This window comes from bacterium (assembly GCA_016708315.1).
In the GTDB taxonomy this organism is placed as follows: Bacteria; Zixibacteria; MSB-5A5; order CAIYYT01; family CAIYYT01; genus JADJGC01.
In genome coordinates, this window is the sequence record JADJGC010000014.1 from 46,177 (window position 1) to 62,906 (window position 16,730).

Annotated in this window: 12 protein-coding genes; 4 read left to right on the top strand and 8 right to left on the bottom strand. The window is 51.3% G+C overall.

Annotated elements, in window-relative coordinates; genetic code table 11:
• The first annotated feature begins 243 nt into the window (after window positions 1-243).
• Complete coding sequence (locus IPH59_11115; protein ID MBK7092247.1) at window positions 244-1,281, top strand: hypothetical protein; 1,038 nt, start codon at window positions 244-246, stop codon at window positions 1,279-1,281.
• Between the two features lie 78 nt (window positions 1,282-1,359).
• Here the strand turns inward: IPH59_11115 and IPH59_11120 are convergent, their stop codons facing one another.
• The 8 genes from IPH59_11120 to IPH59_11155 form a co-directional block, all read right to left on the bottom strand.
• Window positions 1,360-3,252, bottom strand: a complete 1,893-nt coding sequence (locus IPH59_11120; GenBank protein MBK7092248.1) for a thioredoxin domain-containing protein — start codon at window positions 3,250-3,252, stop codon at window positions 1,360-1,362.
• A gap of 145 nt (window positions 3,253-3,397) precedes the next feature.
• A complete protein-coding gene (locus IPH59_11125; protein ID MBK7092249.1) occupies window positions 3,398-4,183 on the bottom strand; it encodes a zf-HC2 domain-containing protein in 786 nt (261 codons plus the stop codon).
• Complete coding sequence (locus IPH59_11130; protein ID MBK7092250.1) at window positions 4,183-4,767, bottom strand: sigma-70 family RNA polymerase sigma factor; 585 nt, start codon at window positions 4,765-4,767, stop codon at window positions 4,183-4,185. Before IPH59_11130 ends, IPH59_11125 begins: the two co-directional genes overlap by 1 nt.
• Before the next feature lie 229 nt (window positions 4,768-4,996).
• Entirely contained in the window at window positions 4,997-6,361 is a 1,365-nt protein-coding gene (locus tag IPH59_11135) for a sigma-54-dependent Fis family transcriptional regulator (GenBank protein ID MBK7092251.1), read from the bottom strand.
• Window positions 6,361-7,416, bottom strand: a complete 1,056-nt coding sequence (locus IPH59_11140; protein ID MBK7092252.1) for a HAMP domain-containing histidine kinase — start codon at window positions 7,414-7,416, stop codon at window positions 6,361-6,363. Before IPH59_11140 ends, IPH59_11135 begins: the two co-directional genes overlap by 1 nt.
• Window positions 7,417-7,735: 319 nt before the next feature.
• Window positions 7,736-9,559 carry a peptidylprolyl isomerase gene (locus IPH59_11145; GenBank protein MBK7092253.1) on the bottom strand — a complete coding sequence of 608 codons (1,824 nt, stop codon included), beginning with the start codon at window positions 9,557-9,559 and terminating at the stop codon, window positions 7,736-7,738.
• A gap of 210 nt (window positions 9,560-9,769) precedes the next feature.
• The gene (locus tag IPH59_11150) at window positions 9,770-10,075 is read right to left on the bottom strand and encodes a hypothetical protein (protein ID MBK7092254.1); all 306 of its coding nucleotides are present in this window, start codon (window positions 10,073-10,075) and stop codon (window positions 9,770-9,772) included.
• Between the two features lie 5 nt (window positions 10,076-10,080).
• The gene (locus IPH59_11155; GenBank protein MBK7092255.1) at window positions 10,081-12,078 is read right to left on the bottom strand and encodes a S9 family peptidase; all 1,998 of its coding nucleotides are present in this window, start codon (window positions 12,076-12,078) and stop codon (window positions 10,081-10,083) included.
• A 536-nt stretch (window positions 12,079-12,614) separates the two neighbouring features.
• On the opposite strand from IPH59_11155, the gene IPH59_11160 reads away from it, so the two are divergent.
• The 3 genes from IPH59_11160 to IPH59_11170 are packed head-to-tail and all read left to right on the top strand — an operon-like array spanning window position 12,615 to window position 16,477.
• Window positions 12,615-13,193 carry a sigma-70 family RNA polymerase sigma factor gene (locus IPH59_11160; GenBank protein MBK7092256.1) on the top strand — a complete coding sequence of 193 codons (579 nt, stop codon included), beginning with the start codon at window positions 12,615-12,617 and terminating at the stop codon, window positions 13,191-13,193.
• Between the two features lie 18 nt (window positions 13,194-13,211).
• A complete protein-coding gene (locus tag IPH59_11165; protein ID MBK7092257.1) occupies window positions 13,212-13,778 on the top strand; it encodes a hypothetical protein in 567 nt (188 codons plus the stop codon).
• A complete protein-coding gene (locus IPH59_11170; protein ID MBK7092258.1) occupies window positions 13,754-16,477 on the top strand; it encodes a CHAT domain-containing protein in 2,724 nt (907 codons plus the stop codon). The genes IPH59_11165 and IPH59_11170 overlap by 25 nt, the downstream gene beginning before the upstream one ends.
• Window positions 16,478-16,730: the final 253 nt, after the last annotated feature.

Genomic DNA, 16,730 nt, shown 5'->3' on the forward strand with positions numbered 1-16,730 from the left:
ACCTGTTTCATGTTTCAAACGAGAATCCTCTTTACCATTTTCGGCTAACTTTGCAGGATGTTTAGCGGCGGCTCGACCGCTCTGCTACCGAAAAAGTGGACCAGTGGATTTTGCGGGAAATATTTGTTGTTCGCAGGCAGCATGCGTCATATTATGGAAACAGATGGGGCGGCTAATTCGGTCGCACTTTTGGTCAAGTCTTAGCAATTAGAAAATCAAATAAACCGACACTCGGAGGAATAGATGTTCCGAAAACTGACAGTTCTTGCATCGCTATCGCTTGCTCTGCTCGCTTTTGGCTGCAGTGATGACGATTGCCCTACCTGCACCGACAATGGACCGGTCCTTGGTCTGAACAAGCACAAAATTGACCTTGGTTCGTCCAGCACGACCGCGAATTTCGTTATCAGTAACAAAGGCACCGGAAACTTAGCGTGGGATCTGAGCATCGCCTATCGCTTTGCCGCAGAAAAACCGGCAGCCCCGGCGCATGGCGGATGGCTGGAATTGTCAACCCTTGCCGGCCAGAACGATGGCACGGTTACGCTCACTATTAACCGCGCCGAACTTGACGAATTGGGCGCCTCTCGCGCGGTGATTATTGTCAATACTCCCGGCGCTGTTAATACCACCCGTGATAGCATCGATGTCCACATCTTGAATAGCGGCGAATTGGTCATCACTGACGACGGTACATTCGAGGCCTGTCAACAGGTTGGTGTCCTCGATTACTACTGGGTCAAGGGCTTCGAAATGCCACACGGCCAAGAGCGTGTTTTTATTGATTCAGTGTCCGTTAACTTCTGTCAGGGCGACACCGTAATCCAACTTCTGGCATACGATGCTGCATTCGACCAATCGATTGACCTCTATGTCCCATTCAACGCCATTGGTGTAAGCAATTCCTTCTTCACGGTTTTTGAGGGATGGAATACGTTTCCCGTTGACTGGTATGTGCCAAATGGTCCGATATTCTACGCTGGGTACTTTCAATTGGGAGGAGCGCGTCCCGACTTAAGAATCGACACCTCAAGCGACACCGATACACTTTGCTGGGTGGCGCGAGACGTCTCCCAGAATCCAGGTGAATCTTTGCTGGAGTGGCAGTGGTTCCCCAATTTTGAGACCTTCGCCATTCGCGTCTTTGTTTCACCGGTACTCGAGTACAATCCCAAGATGATTGCCGCTCAATCACGCGGTGAGATTGAATCCGCTCTCAAGACCGGATACGCCTACAAAGGAAAGTATCCGATGAGCGTTAACCCGTCGATTCCTCGATAGCATTAGCTCTCAGTTCTTCCCCTCTCCAGCCATAGGCGGGAGAGGGGAAGTGACTGCAAATCTCTCGGTCGCTAAGACCTATCTTTTATTCATCAAGCTGAATTGAAATGCCCGAACGACGACATCCACGCTGTCGGCTTCGGTTATGGGATGCGATAGGGTGTCGTCACCGCACACGAATAGCTGTGCGCGGTCTGTCGGAGCGAACTTAAGCTCGCCATATTGCGTCTCGGTTTTGCCATCTCCTAAATGCGTTAATGTCAACCGTGGGAAATTGCGGCTGAAAATTGCCCCAAGGAGCGCGTTATATTCTTCGTTTCGCGGCCCGAGCATCGCCAATTTGGTGGGGAACCGTGTGATGCGCAGGTACGTGCGAGTCAACGAACAGAGACGAAGATCGTCGTTGCGGATCGGGATGTTCATCAAATAGAGGAATATAGCTTCCGCCGGCTGGCGATACTTAACGTCGGCAGTGTAATAAAAAAGACGCACGAAGTTCGTCGATGCCGCCGCATTGATTGAAAACGGCTTCATCGGAACCGACATGCGGCCGATGACGTCTGATCCGGCAATATCGGTAGTCAATCCGCCCGTGGCGGGATCATTGAACTGCGAGTATGTCGCTTCGGAAAGTCGTATTCCTTCTGCAAGGTACCGCTGTTTGCCGGTCGTTTCATACGCATCCAAAAGCGCCGTTACCATCGCTACCTGGTCCGCCAGAATCATAGGGTCGTTTGCTTCTTGACTCAAGATGCTGTGACGCATCAAACCTTTGTTGGCAACGCCAACAGCAAGGAGCGAATCAAGTGTCTTGGTTGCGTACTCAATCAACTCCTGACGCTTCAGGACTCTACCGGCTTTGAGATATGCACTGACGCCGTAACAATTGGCCGCAGTGTAAACTTCCCGCTGTATCGCCGGCAGGCCGATCTTGCGTCGATTAGCATCATCCTTACCGAAGTATTCACGAGGATCAGTAAGCTCATTGTCGTGCAGAACGACTCCTGCCTGGCTGTTATAAAATCCCCAACCACGGTCGGTGCGAAGAAACTTGTCTATGTAGCTCACCGCCTTCTCAGCAACTCCCATATACGTAGAATCCTTGGAGTACAAAAATGCATCAACATAGTTGATTAACAGCATTGCGTTGTCCGCAAGGAGTTTCTCATGGCTGGGGTTGCTCCAATCAGCGAACGCCGCACTTCGATAGAACCCTCCCCAAACTGGATCCAAAAGATTCAGCTGCGCCTTCAGAGTGTGAGTAATCTCGTCCTTAAACAACGGACCGCCTTCAGGGGCAGTGGCAGTGAAGGCAAAGTCGTTGACTTCAGGAAGCGGGAATTTCGGCTGATTGCCGAATCCGCCATAGGTCGAATCATAGTAGTGCGCCACAACACGTTCGGTGTAGCGGATCAACTCATCAGAAGGCCGCTGCAGTTTGCGTGCACTGACCGACTGCCTGAATACGCTGTCGAGTCGCGCAGCTTGCATCTCAGCAAGAACTGGAGTGTGTTGCCAGGTATCACTCACTCGTTTCAATAATAGCTGCAATGAGTCCGCCGGTACACGTACCGTCCCGCCCAGCAGACGCAGGTCCGGGGTCAGGATGACACAAGAGGGATATCCGCCGAGTGAATACCGCTCGGCAACATTGGGATAGCGGTCGCCATCGACTTCAATCGGGATGTACTGACTATTGAGAATCTCCACTATCGTGTCATTTCCAAACAACTCGCGCTCCGCTTCAGCGCAAGGCGCGCACCACGGCGTGCTTAGATACAAGAAGATTAGCTTGCTCTCGTTCGCCGCTTTCGAAAATGAGGTCTGATCCCACGAATTCCACTGGACCTTGTCGGTGAATTCCTTGTGAGCGACTGGACGTGCAGAATTATCATCAGCTGAATGGCAGGCTGTAACCGCAAGAATGACAACCAGAGAGATTGCCGCAAAATGAGTGTATCTTGTTTTCATCTTCACAAGATATCGACAGAACCGTCTCGCGCCAACACTGAATTCCAATTTGTTATGCCTGCTGCGTCGAGTCGTCTGGGGACAGCCACGAAAAAAGCGGCAAGCCATTTGGCCGCCGCTCCTGATTGGTCAATTCAAGACTCTACTAAAACGTCGAAGCAAATCCCAATAATTGATCTTCCCCGAGCTTACTGACCGCAATGCACTCATGATTCTTGCACTGCCAGATAACATAATGGAACTTGGGGCAACTGCCCATGTAGTACGTCTTGCCGTTATGCTGCAATTGCCGGAAAGCAGATTTGTCAATAGTATCGCGATCCAGCACAAATATCGACACGTCTGTGCCGCTGTAATCATAGTCGATATGCGGCTTCTCGCCGCTGTCGGTGTGTGCCAATGCCGCACCCTCGATCTGATAGTCACTTTGTGGGATCTTGAATAGATCATCTGGAAGACTGCCGAAGTGCGCAAGTGCCGATTGGACTACCTGCGGATCCTGCGACTTGACAAGATACTGAAGCACGTGATCGAGGCACTTGTTGTGCTCCATCGCAAATGGATAAACCGCTTCCAAGACTGATCCCTTGGGTGAGAACGGATTGATTAGAACTAAAGCGATCAATGCCGCTGCGGCAATTGGAGCCAATAGGTAGAATACACTGCGCCCAGACGAACTACTTGAAGCGCCCTTGTTATCCCCGCGATCAATCTTCTCGATTTCTTGCAGGACTTTGCTTTTGAGGTTCTGAATATCGGCTGGAGATTTAACCTTCTGCTGGATCAGTTTGTTGAAATCTTCTTCAAGTTTATACTGTTCCAGACAGTGGGTGCATACTTCAAGGTGCGATTTTACCTGATGCTTCTCATCGGATGGTAGCTCCGAATCAAGATAATCGTAAAGCTTGGCTAATACTTCCCGACAGTTCACTATTCTGCTCTCTCCTTGGGTGCGCCGCTGCTGTTAGTGTATTCCCATAGCAGTTTCTGGAGAATCTTCCGTCCGCGATGTAGTCTCGATTTCACTGTTCCAACCTGTATGCCGAGGATATCGGCTATCTCCTGATATGCAAAACCTTCATTAAATGCCAAGACAACGACCATTCTGAATTCTTCCGGCAATTTCTCAATCGCAGCTACTACGTCGGCGTCGAGGACCTTGTTGAAGAAATCCTTCTCGGGATTTCCAGATTCACTCGACATTCCGGTGATTTGACTGTGTAAATAACTGTCGTCGATTTCATCGAAGGAGACTGAGGTGGATTCTTTCTGTCGGGCTCGGTAGGTGTTGATGAATGTATTCGTCATGATCTTGAACAACCAAGCCTTGGCATTAGTGCCTTTCTCGAATCGGTCAAAGCTCTTGTAAGCCTTTAGCAACGTCTCCTGTACCAGGTCCTCCGCGTCTCCGGGGTTCTTGGTCATTCTCACTGCGGTTCGGTAGAGAGCCTCGGTATGTACCATGGCTTCTAATTCGAACTCGCTCTTTAGGCTTGGTGTTTTCTTGCGAAACATGGTTACCACTATCTAACCAACAGCAAGCCGTTTGTCAATAGAGAGAACAAGAGGGTAGTGTAATGGTTCCCTCTCAACTCAGGTATTTTTGGTCAATACCAGCGCCCTCGAGATGGATCAACACTGTCCCAATCCCACAAAATCCAGTCGCCTGTTTGACAATAAAATAGGGCACCCGGCTGAAGCCGAATGCCCTTCAATAGGCGAAGTAAGTGACGTAGTGAACGGATTAGTCCTTAACGATACTATACTTCTTAACCTTACGCCACAGCGTCGTGCGCCCGATACCGAGCTTTCCGGCTGTAATCGAGTAGTTCCAACGATTCTCCTTCAGACTGCGGACAATGTGCTCGCGCGCCATGTCTTGCAGCGAAGTCGTGTCAAGTTGCGCAGCAGCTCTCGAGTCGGTTGTCTCGTCGCGGTTTGGCATCGGCTTCATTAGGAAGAGATTGTCGACATCAATGATCTCTGAGATCGAGAGCGCAACCGCCCGCTTGACTGTGTTCTCAAGTTCGCGGACATTCCCCGGCCACTCGTGCATCATCAGCTTTTCACACGCAGCTACCGAGAAACGCTTCATTGGCTTGTTGAAGTGAGTGCAGTACTTCGACAGGAAGTGCTGTGCCAATGGAACAATATCCTCTCTCCGGTCGCCTAGTGAAGGCACATGCAGAGAGATGACATTGAGTCGGTAGTACAGGTCCTCGCGGAATCGGTTGCGAGCCACCATCTGTTCCAGATTCTTGTTTGTTGCCGCGATAACGCGCACATTCGTCTTGAATGTCTCGTTGGAGCCAACCGGACGAATCTCTTCTTCCTGAAGCACACGCAGGAGCTTCGCCTGCAACGACGCTGAGGTATCACCTACCTCATCGAGGAAGATCGTTCCGCCTGAAGCTTCCTCAAACAGGCCCTTCTTGTTGGCTGTCGCTGAGGTGAACGCTCCTTTGACGTGTCCGAACAACTCTGATTCCAGCAGCAGTTCCGGCATCGCCGAACAATTGATGGCGACGAACTTGCCCTCACGCCGCTGTGAGTTGTTGTGAATTGCCTTTGCGATCAGTTCCTTGCCGGTTCCTGAATCTCCTGTGATCAAGACATTGATTTCCTGCGGGGCAATCTGCTTGACAACATCGATGATCCCGCGAATCGCGCTCGAACCGCCGATGATGTTATCGAAATTGAATGAGTCCGCAAATGCGCGCTTCAGATGACGCAGTTCGGTCTTCATGCTCTTCTGGCTGAGCGCTTTGTCTACGGTCAGCAGCATTTCCGTGTCGCTGAACGGCTTCGTCATATAGTCAAACGCACCGGCACGCATCGCTTCAACCGCCGTATCGATCGTGCTGAAACCAGTCAGCATGATTACTTCGCTGTCGGGTGATACTGTCTTGGCAGTTCGGATAATCTCGGTGCCCAATCCGTCGGTAAGACGAAGATCAGTAATGACAAGGTCAAAGAGACGTTTATCGAGAATCTCCTTGGCGCTAGCGGCCTGAAACGCGCAGTCAACTTCGTGACCGTGGCGCGTGAGCAGGTTTTTTAACGCACCGCAAACATTGCGGTCATCGTCAACAATGAGAATGGAAGACATTAGGGGTTCCTTTCGGTATGCAAATTAGTCTGATCTTCAGTCTGTATGGGAATCGTCACGACCACCGTTGTGCGATCATCGGCATGAGTGATTTGAAGTGTCCCGCGCAGAGCGTCGACATATCGGCGCACAATGCTCAATCCCAGTCCGACGTGGCCTGGCTTGTTCGAGACAAATGGTTTGTTTTGCAGTACATCATTCGAATCAAGCGCGCTTTGCTCAGCGTTATCGATTGTAATAATCAACTGCCCACTATCAATGTGCCAATTCAACGAAGGATTGCTCTGCGGCGATACTTCAGCCGCATTCGACGCAAGTTCGACGATGATTCGCCCGAGCATTTCGTAGTCGGTATTGCCTTGAATTGGTTTCGTGGTATTGTCGCAAGCGACGCGATAACCACATGTGCTCTCCAGCCGTTCAAGATTCAGTCTGATCAACTGGCCAATATTTGTCTTTTGATTGCGGACATTCATTGGCCCGAAAGCGTACACAAATCGATCAATCAGTACCCGCTGCTCCAGTGCCGCTCGCGAAACAAGCTCAGCAAGCTGCAACTGATCCGCGGTTGCAGTATGGTCAAGTGTGTCTTGTAGTTGCTCGCCTGCTGACATGATCGCAGCCAGGTAGTTCCGGAGCTTATGCGCCATAGACGAAGCAACTTCCGTGGGGAATGTCGCACTTGCTCTGTTGCTGGTTGGATTGCCATTGCTGCGCGATTTCAGCGTAATACCGGATCTTGGTTCTTGCGACTTGGCATTGCTCAAAGCCGCCATATCGCCCAGTACAGTCTCCAGTGATCGTGTCACTACTTCGCGAGACTCTTCCGAGAGCCGGTCGTTACCAAATCGCAATTGCAGAGGCATTGCTCCTTCATCGCCGGTGAGCAACTCTGCATCGACTACTCGCAAGAGCCCGCCGATTCGCCGATCGACAAACTGGCATATCTCTTCTGGAGCATGACTCTCCACCAAAGTTTGCATCAACTTCGTCATAGTCTTTTCGGAGTAGCTGTTATCCATTATTCGATTCGTGTGGGCTGTCGACGTACTCAATTCTGCACTTCCTGTATCATTCCGGTTTCATCCATGAACTTCGTTTCAATAGTTTTCATATCGGAACAGGAGAACATTCCTTGAGCCGGTTTTTTGAGAATTTCTTTAGCTAACTCTTATGTGCGGGTGAATTTGTGCGCCGAAGCTCTCGTTGCAGACTGAATCTTCGTTTCAGGCGTAAATCCGGTAAACTTGTTTCAGGTTGACACTGTTTCTTTAGCCATCAGAAGTTTGTAGATGAATCGGATACAAACGAAAAGCGCGGCAACCTTTGCGATCGCCGCGCTTTCACGCTTTGGTATCTATAAGAGGGACCTAACTACAAAGTCTCTCCAAACAAGTCTTTGCGGTAGTCCTCAATCTTCGCTTCCTGAATGAGCTTGCTGAACCACTTGTCCCAGTGAGCGCTCTGGGCCGTTTGGAGTGCGCGACTGCGCAGCGTGTCCTTCTGGGCGGCAAATCCGTCCAGTGTCGCCGCAGCACGTGCCTTAAATTCCATCACCGCCGCACCGTTTTGCGTCAAGATCGGCTGTGAAAAGCGCTTCGCTTCGGAAAGCCCGAATGCTGCTCCAATAAACGCTGGATCATTGCCCATACCCGGCAAACGTCCAGCGCGGGAGAACATGCCCGATTCCGATACCGTCACGCCTGCTCCCTTGGCAGCATCAGCCAAAGTCTGTCCAGCCATGACTGAATTGTATACCCGCATTGCGGCATCATAAGCAAGACCGCGTTGATTTTCATTCAGCAGGTTTCTTTGAATGATCGGATAAACCTCTGCAAGCGGAGCCACACCGGCTTTCGCCTCGCGAACCTTGTGGAGCACATAAAATGCATCTGGACGATCAATCACATTTGAGAAGGAACCGTCGCCGGATTCGAGCAAGAACTTTTCCAAGTCGGCGTCCTTGCCCAATCCCATAATTGTTCCGCCTGGAGCGAATTTGCGTTCTGAGTCTGAAGTAAGTCCATACTCGCTAACCTTGGCAGCAAGATTTGAAGAGCTGGCTTCCGACTTGAACTTTGATATTTTTGCCTGAAGTGCATCCAAAGTCTCTTGAGAAGCTTCCGCCTTCAGGAGAATATGCGACGCCTCGACTTCTTCGAGTTCATTCGTTTTGCGGAAACCGGTGCGATAGATGATGTGGTATCCAAATCGCGTCTTGACCGGCGTAGAAACTTGCCCATCTGACATTGCAAATACTGCTGAGTCAAACTCTGATACCATTGCTCCCTTGGCGAAGAAACCGAGTGATCCGCCGCGACCCTTGCCGGACGGATCCTGAGTGAACTCGTTTGCCAAAGTCGCGAAATCCGCTCCGCCGTCAAGCTGCGCCTTGATACTGTTTGCCTGCTCGATTATTGAGCCTTCATCCGCCGTCGATGCTTGTTTGACAGCCTTTATGACCGTGTAATACGCCTGTTCCGGCTGCATGAACTCATCTTGGTGTGAGTCATAGTATGATTTCACTTGTGCGGAGTCGATGTCCACAGCCTGTAGCACGAATTTGCTGTACGGTACTAGTGCGTAGTCTACTTGGATTCGTTCGTTCTCGCGCAAATACTGGTCCTGAAGATCGTTGTCCGACACGCGAACCATCGAGGTGATGTATTCCTGCAATTTGAATGTCACAAGGCGCGGACGGACCATCGTCTCTACCTGACGCCAGAAGTCCTTCAATTGCGGATCAGTCATCCCTTGGAGATACTTGTTGTAGTCAAATCGACCTTCGGTGACGAATGGCTCCAAGTTCTGAACTTCGGCCGGTGGATAACGGCGAAGGAAATCGACCAGCTCAGCATCCGTAAGCTGAATGCCCAAGCGTTCGATTTCTTCCTGCTGGATGTATCCGTTAACGAATTCGTTCCAAGCCTGGCGGCGAGCCGCACGATAATCGGACTCGGTAAATTCCTTATCGGGATCTTGCTGGCGCTGATTCTCAATGTACTGGTCAGCAGCCATGCCAAAGTTGGAAAGGGGAATATCGCGACCGTTAACGCTTCCAACGACATTTGACGGTGCCCCGCTTCCGCCACTTCCACCCGTAATATCCATGCCCCAGGCAAAGACAATCGTGCCCACAAATGCGACGACCAATATCCAAATGATAACCTTGGTGTTATCGCGCAATACTTGCATCATAATTGAGTCATTCCTCCAAAAGAATTAGCTATAAACTTATAAAATATATCAATATGGCCGGTTCCAGCAAGGGGAATCTTGGCTCATCAGTCTGTTTTCGCTTCAGGCCGAGCCTGAAACATGTTGATTCCCTTTGATTTCTATCGGCAATCGGCAGGATCTCTAAAATCGATACAGAATTCAGGCAGTCCCGGGGACATGAGTCTCCGGTTATGGCGTTTCCAGCCAGCCGTCGGTCGGATGGGTCGAGGACGGCTTGTGCGCCTGTCCCTTCCAAATCTTTGTGTTATCCGAGCCGTGCTGGTGAATCACATACCCGCAATCCGGCTGGCTGCAGACCCAATTCGTTGAATTGGTCATCAACAGCGGCAGTAACTTGCCCCGCGCACACACCGGGCAGGCAATCGGTTCAAACATCGTCAATATCTCCCATTGTAGAAGATTATTATGTTGTCGGGCTGCAGCAGCGGCTGCCGCCGCTCCGGAAGAAGCCGCTGCTGATCCACCATCACTCATTAGTGTTATCTCTTCTTACCCTTTAGGTAACGATCAAACCACTTCAAGAACCATTCGAGCCGCGCCAACCGGCGATCTGGTCGACCGCACCGGGATAACCCGTGAGGCTCGTCCGGGAAACGCACAAATTCGACCGTGCGACCAAGCATCTTCAACGAAATGAACAACTGCTCGGCCTGCTCGATCGGACAACGCAAATCCTGCTCGGAATGTGAAATCAGAAGCGGAGTCCTTATATTCTTCACATAAGTCAACGGTGACATTTTGCGCCACGACTCATGGTTGCTGTATGGTGTTCCGAATATCTCTCTCGGCATGTGGAATCCAATATCGGAGGAACCGAACATCGACTCGAGATTGACTACCGAACGCTGCGTGATCGCCGCTGCAAATCTATTGGTGTGACCGACAATCCAGTTTGTCATATAGCCGCCATAGCTGCCGCCTGTAACACCCATTTTCTTGCGGTCGATATATGGTTTCTTCTCCATGAAGTCCGAAAATGCCATGCAATCGTCATAGTCCACAGTGCCCCAACCATTGGTGATCGTGTCTGCGTGTTTTTCGCCGTAACCTTGTCCACCGCGCGGATTGCTGAAGTACACGACGTAGCCGCCGGCTGCCATCAATTGCATTTCGTGGAAGAATGTATTGCCATACTGCACGCGAGGTCCGCCGTGAATCTGCAGCACAGAGGGATACTTCCGGTTCTGCTTGAAATCCGGAGGTCTCATGATCCAGCCATGAACCGGGTAATTTCCTGTACTCTTGAAAATCACCTCTTCCGGCTTCGACAACATCACTTCGTCCGTCAACCACTTGCCAAATGCCGTGAGCTTCTCCTGCTTGGCTCCGCGCTTGTTCAGACTGTAGTTGTAAACTTCAGCCGGTTGAACATGATGAGATATCACCAAGCCAATCTTTGTGCACTTGCCATTGAGCGATGAACCCATGATGTGCTGCTTTCCAGTCAGCACCGGTTCAAGATTCCGACCGCTGGCTGAAACACGGTAAAGATTTGTCGCACCGGCGTCCGAGACGACAAAGTAGATCCAGCGATTGTCCGGTGTCCAATGAAGCAATCCCGAAGAATGTGCTTCAACTGTGTCGGAGATCGTCTCATCGACGCACATCCGGTCGAGCTTCTTGGTAAGATCAACTGCCTTGCCGCCGCGAATCGGAACCTTCCAAATGTGGTAATTTGTCACACCCCAGGAATCGTTCGGATTGTCATGACCGATATAGGCTATCCACTTGCCGTCCGGCGAGTATTTCAACGCCGCAATCGGACCCTTGGGCGTCTCGATCAACCGCGCTTTGCCTCCACCAGCAGGCATCACAAAAATGTCAATCAGATCGGCGTCAAGGTCGGGGTTCTTTTGTACGTTGGTTAGGTAGGCAATTGATTTCCCGTCCGGCGAAAATACCGGCGAGCTCTTGCTGAATCCGCCTTTGGTTAACTGCGTTCCGGCGCCGTTTGAAATATCAACGCTCCAGATTTGGCTTTCCTCTTTTGGATAGAACCCGTAGTTGTCCATTTTGTAGAACATGCGGGTAACGTGCCGAAACACCGGCGCTTCCTTCTTGCCATCCTTGCTCTTTGGGACTTCGTCGTTTTTCCGGAAAGTGCAGAGAATCTTCTTCGAATCCGGTGAAAATGACAATTCGCCGTAGCCGCCATCCATATCCGACAACAACCGCGCTTCGCCGCCGTTACGCGGCATGATAAACAGCCCCTTCTTATCGCCTCTCTTCGAAGTAAACGCCAGCCATTGACCGTCGGGAGAAAACACCGGCAGCGAGTCGGAAACGTCTCCGGTCGTGAATTGCCGAAGGTTTCCGCCATCCGAGTTTATCATGTAGATATGCGAGAAGTACTTCTTCCGGTCCTCGGCAATCGTCCGGACGTTAATAGCGATCTCATTTTCATCGGGCGACATCGCAATACCGTCGACGAACTTCATCTTGAGCAGATCTTCTGCAGTGATTTTGCGTTTTTTCATTGTATCTCCTTGGCGACAGCCCAGTTCCAGCGGGCGATGCGCTATTGCTGTATACGATACCCAGGCACTAAAGGCAACGGGAATATCGCACATTGGGCACTGTTGGCTTCAAGATTATCCAATTCCTCGTATCCGCCTCACATGAGCAAAACGCTCAGGTTCGATAATGCCTTCGACTTCCCAGTCTCAACCTTTCAGCCACTACTTCCGGACAGGTGCCCACTCCCCATGGGCATCTTTCCTTTTGGGGCTCGCTAAATATGACCCAATTTAACAAGATTCTAACCTCAATCTCACCGCATGGAAAGACTGTATCCGCACTATCAAAGGCATTCCAATTCCCCACGGGGATCTTACCTTCCCCAACACGCCCGAGTCTACTACGCCTGATCAAATGGGGGCGAGACTCGGGTGTTTCTTTGTCTCACTGGTCCATTTCCAATGGATCATGGAACTGCTCTTAACATCTCGGTGTTGTTTCCAGCTCAAATCAAACATTGGACTCTTTCACCCCTTTTGCGTATCATAAGACATCTATGCCGAATACTGATCCGAAACTATGGCAGCGTGTTCTTGACGGTGACTCGAACGCTTGGGCAGTGATTGTCAAGCGCTACCAGTCGCTGATTTACACAGTTGCCACTCGCTCCGGACTCTCGCAAGTTGATGCCGCCGACTGCTTTCAACAAACCTGGATCCTGCTCTATAACAATCGCAAGAAACTGCAGGATCCGTCCCGCCTATCTGCATGGCTGGTTACAACTGCCAAACGCGAAGCCTATCGGATCAAGCGCAGAATCGGTTCCGACCCAGGTGATGATTCCGCTACCGAGCAGGTAGATAAATCACTGCTTCAGGACGAGGAACTCCTTGAAGTCGAAAAACAAGCGCAGCTCGAAAGCGCCATTGGACAACTCGAACCGCGCTGTCAAAAGCTCGTTGAAGCCTTCTTCTTTGCCGACGAGGAGCAATCCTATGAACAGATCGCGAAATCACTTGGTATCGCCTCTAACTCGCTCGGTCCGATTCGTCGCCGCTGTTTGGAGCGTCTGAAACGAATACTCGAAGAAAATGGGTTCATTGAAGTACGGAATTCATCGCGAGAGTCTCTGTAGTTTGAAGGAAGATATTCAATGAAGTTACACCTGACAAGACAACAACTCATAAAAGCGGCACGCGGACAACAAGTTACCGTGTCGGGCCACTTGCAGGAATGCGCCGAATGTCGCGAACTTGTCAGCCTCCTCTCGAACTATCTCGTCGCCGGCAAACTGCACCTGCCAAATGCACCAACCGGATGGGTCGAACGCGCCATCGAAATTGGGAGCAAATCCCCCCTCAGCGAGAAGATCAAGTCATTTGTCGCTCGGATTGTTTTTGATTCCTGGGCGATGCCTCAGCCGCTGGGCGTTCGCGGCGAAAGTGTCGAGAGCGACCGCCGAATCCGATTCGAACACGAAGGTGTCCGATTTGATCTTCGTGTCGAAAAACAGACGAAGGGTTGGGCTTTTGTCGCTCAGATCAAAGGCAACATCGATTCAACGATTCACCTCGAAGCCGATAAGAAGAAACTACTACCTGACAGCGCGGGATTATACCAGTGGTCGGGAAGCCGTCCCCCGCGGAAGATTACTCTCCGCTCTGACGAATTCGTCATCGAATTGCCGGAGTTGACGTGGAAAAAACCACAATCGAATTAGCCGCTGAACGATTCCTGAAATCAGGAGTCGTCGACGGATCAGCAGAAACAGAGTTGGCTTCGGCATGCGACGCCGAGGTCCAGAAGCTGTCGCGTTCTTCATTCTCGCAAGCAGTTGTGCTCGCGAAGAAGTTCGCCAAACATGCGTCTCATCGCGGCGGTGTCCTTGAGAGCACAGCCTATCGAACATTGGCGAGAGTGCTCCACCTAAGCGGAAGTCACTCTGAGGCACTCGATGCCTACCTCAAGGCGCGCAAGCTGATGAGCCGTGATGCCATGGTGCGATCGCGAATCGACCGCGCCTTGATCGATGTCTATATGTACCTAGGTAATTTTAGCAAAGCAAAAATCCACGCACGCTGTGCAATTACAGCCTTCATGCGTCTCAAAGCTGCTTCAGACTTGGCGCAGACTCGCGTTAACTACGCCAATCTGCTCCACCGGCAAGACCGTCATCGCGATGCCGAGAAGTTGTATCGTGCTGCAGCGAGATTCTTCGAAAAGTCGGACAATCAAGTTGCTTTGGCGCGGACACTCTACAATCGCGCAAATACTCTCGTTCAACTATTCGATCTGGAGCAGGCAGAAGCGCTTTACACGCGAGCCATCACAATTTGGGAGAAGAATGAATTTGCCCTCGATGCCAATGACTCCCGCTACGGCTTGGCTTGGTTGAGAATGCTTACCGGCAAGTTCCATATCGCACTGCTCGAGTTGACAGAGTGTGAGAGAGTCTATCGCGAAGGCGGCGATCCTCGAGGCGAAGCGCTCTGCAATCTTGACCGCGCTGAGGTTTACCTTGGGCTGGGTCTCTATGAAGACGCCCTCGAGTCTGCCCGCAAGAGCGAAACCTCTTTTGAGGCTTTGGGACTTCGCTACGAGAAATCAAAAGCTGCGCTCTTTCGCGGACAAGCGGCTCTTGCGGTATCGAAAATCGCCGAAGCTCGAAAAGCGCTCGACCGCGCGCAATCTGGATTTACCGCCGAGAAAAACAATGGCTTCCTCGGAGCGGCCAATCTCCTTGCGGCTGATCTGGAACAGAAGCAGGGAAGTCTTCGACAAGAATACTTGGGTAAAGCCCGCTCGCTCTTCAGCAATGGACAATTGCCGCTCTGGCAGGCAGTGTGCGACTTACAAGACACATCAATTCCCAATCGTGTCAAACCAGCACTGGCTCGGCTCGAAAAGAACGCGGCAGTCAAAGCCGTTCCGCAGCTTTACGCAATCTGGGAGACTGTGCGCGGCGATCAGGATTATCTGCGCGGCGATATCGCTGAAGCCCGGAAACATTGGCGCAAGGCGGCTGATCGGCTCGATTCGGTGCGCGCGCAATTGCCACCGGTCGAATTGCGCAACTCTTTCGGAAAACGTCAAAGCTCACCGCACCTTCGCCTCATAGTTTCCGAGTTAGAACACGATCCGAAAATGGCTGCCGTCTGGTCGGAGCGATATAAGACTGCCGGAATTTGGTCACCAATCTCGACTGCGAATGCCACCGACGACACCCGCAAGCGCGTAACGGCAAGTCTCGATGCCTTGGCGCGCCAAGTGTCTTCGCTTGCCCACCAAATCGGCAGCGTCGGCGAGCGCGGACTGTCTTCAGTCGCGCGCAGCCAAGCTATGTCAAGGTTGCACAAGCAAATTCGCGAACAACTAATTGCAGTCGACAAGGATCAAGATCACGCGGTGACCAACAATGATCGACTGCTTGAAGAAATGATGTCCACGGCAGCAAAAATGCCAATCGTCCAGTTTCATCTTCGCGATGAAGACATCATCGCCTTCGTCCATCACCGCGGAGATACCACTGTCGGCAAGATTGTCGATGGTCGCAGTAAGCTCGCTGACTCGATGCAGCGTTGGCGCTTCATTCTCGAAGGCGAGCTGCTAGCCGGACATCTTCAAGACACGATGGATGCAAGCCTCGAACAGAACCTTTGGAGCGACCTCGGAAACTGGCTCTGGAAACCGTTGGGAGTCGATCCGCGCGCTGAGACAGTTTTGCTTATCCCTGAGGGCGAGTTGGCTAATTTGCCATGGCGGGCGCTGATTGTTGATGGTCGGCCTTTGTTGGAAAGTCACCACTTCATCATAGCACCGAGTTTCCGTCATTTCCGTGCGGCACAAGCGATTAAAGTCCGGTCACAGCTTGTTCAGATATTTCGCGGCAAAGCTGACAATCTTCCGCAGGTCGATCACGAACTTGAGAATCTCGTCAACGGATTGTCCAGCAGTGCAGACTTATACTCTCCCTGTAGTCGCAAAGACTGGCCTGACCAGGGCGAGGCAAGAATCTGGCACTTCGCCGGGCACGCATTTCTTCGCTCAGATAACCCGTTTTATTCGTATTTAGCATTAGAAGATGGTGCACTATTTGCCACCGACTTCCGTCTAAAACAATGTCAAGTCCATCTCGTTACGCTGGCTTCCTGTCGTTCCGGCGAACAGGTTGCACTTCCGGGTGAAGAATCCACCGGATTAGTACGATCTCTACTGGAGATGGGTGCGCGCAATGTCATAGCCGGTCATTGGCCGGTTTACGATCAAACTACCGCTGTCTGGATGGCGGCTTTCTACGATAAGTACTTTCAAAGTGCGAGCATTCTTGCTGCAATCCGTCACGCTGCGATCACAGTGCGGGCGCAATACCCCTCGGCATATCATTGGGGTGCCTTCTCTGTGTTTGGAGCAGGAGAATGAGGAGAAGATGATGTTAAAAAATGAATTTCGGAGTCGTCGCAATGTCTTGCTGACGGCCGTGATGTTGATGTTGTTATCAGTCACGTTGATCGCTAACAACAACGGCGAGTATGAAAGCGACCGTCTCGTCTGCGAAATGCGAGTCGGATACAATATCAACTATATCAACACAACCTACTCGACTACCGTTCTCAACACCATCTTCTCTACCGGAGCCTACTTGCTTCAGACTCAGCCGGGCGTAGATGCCGAA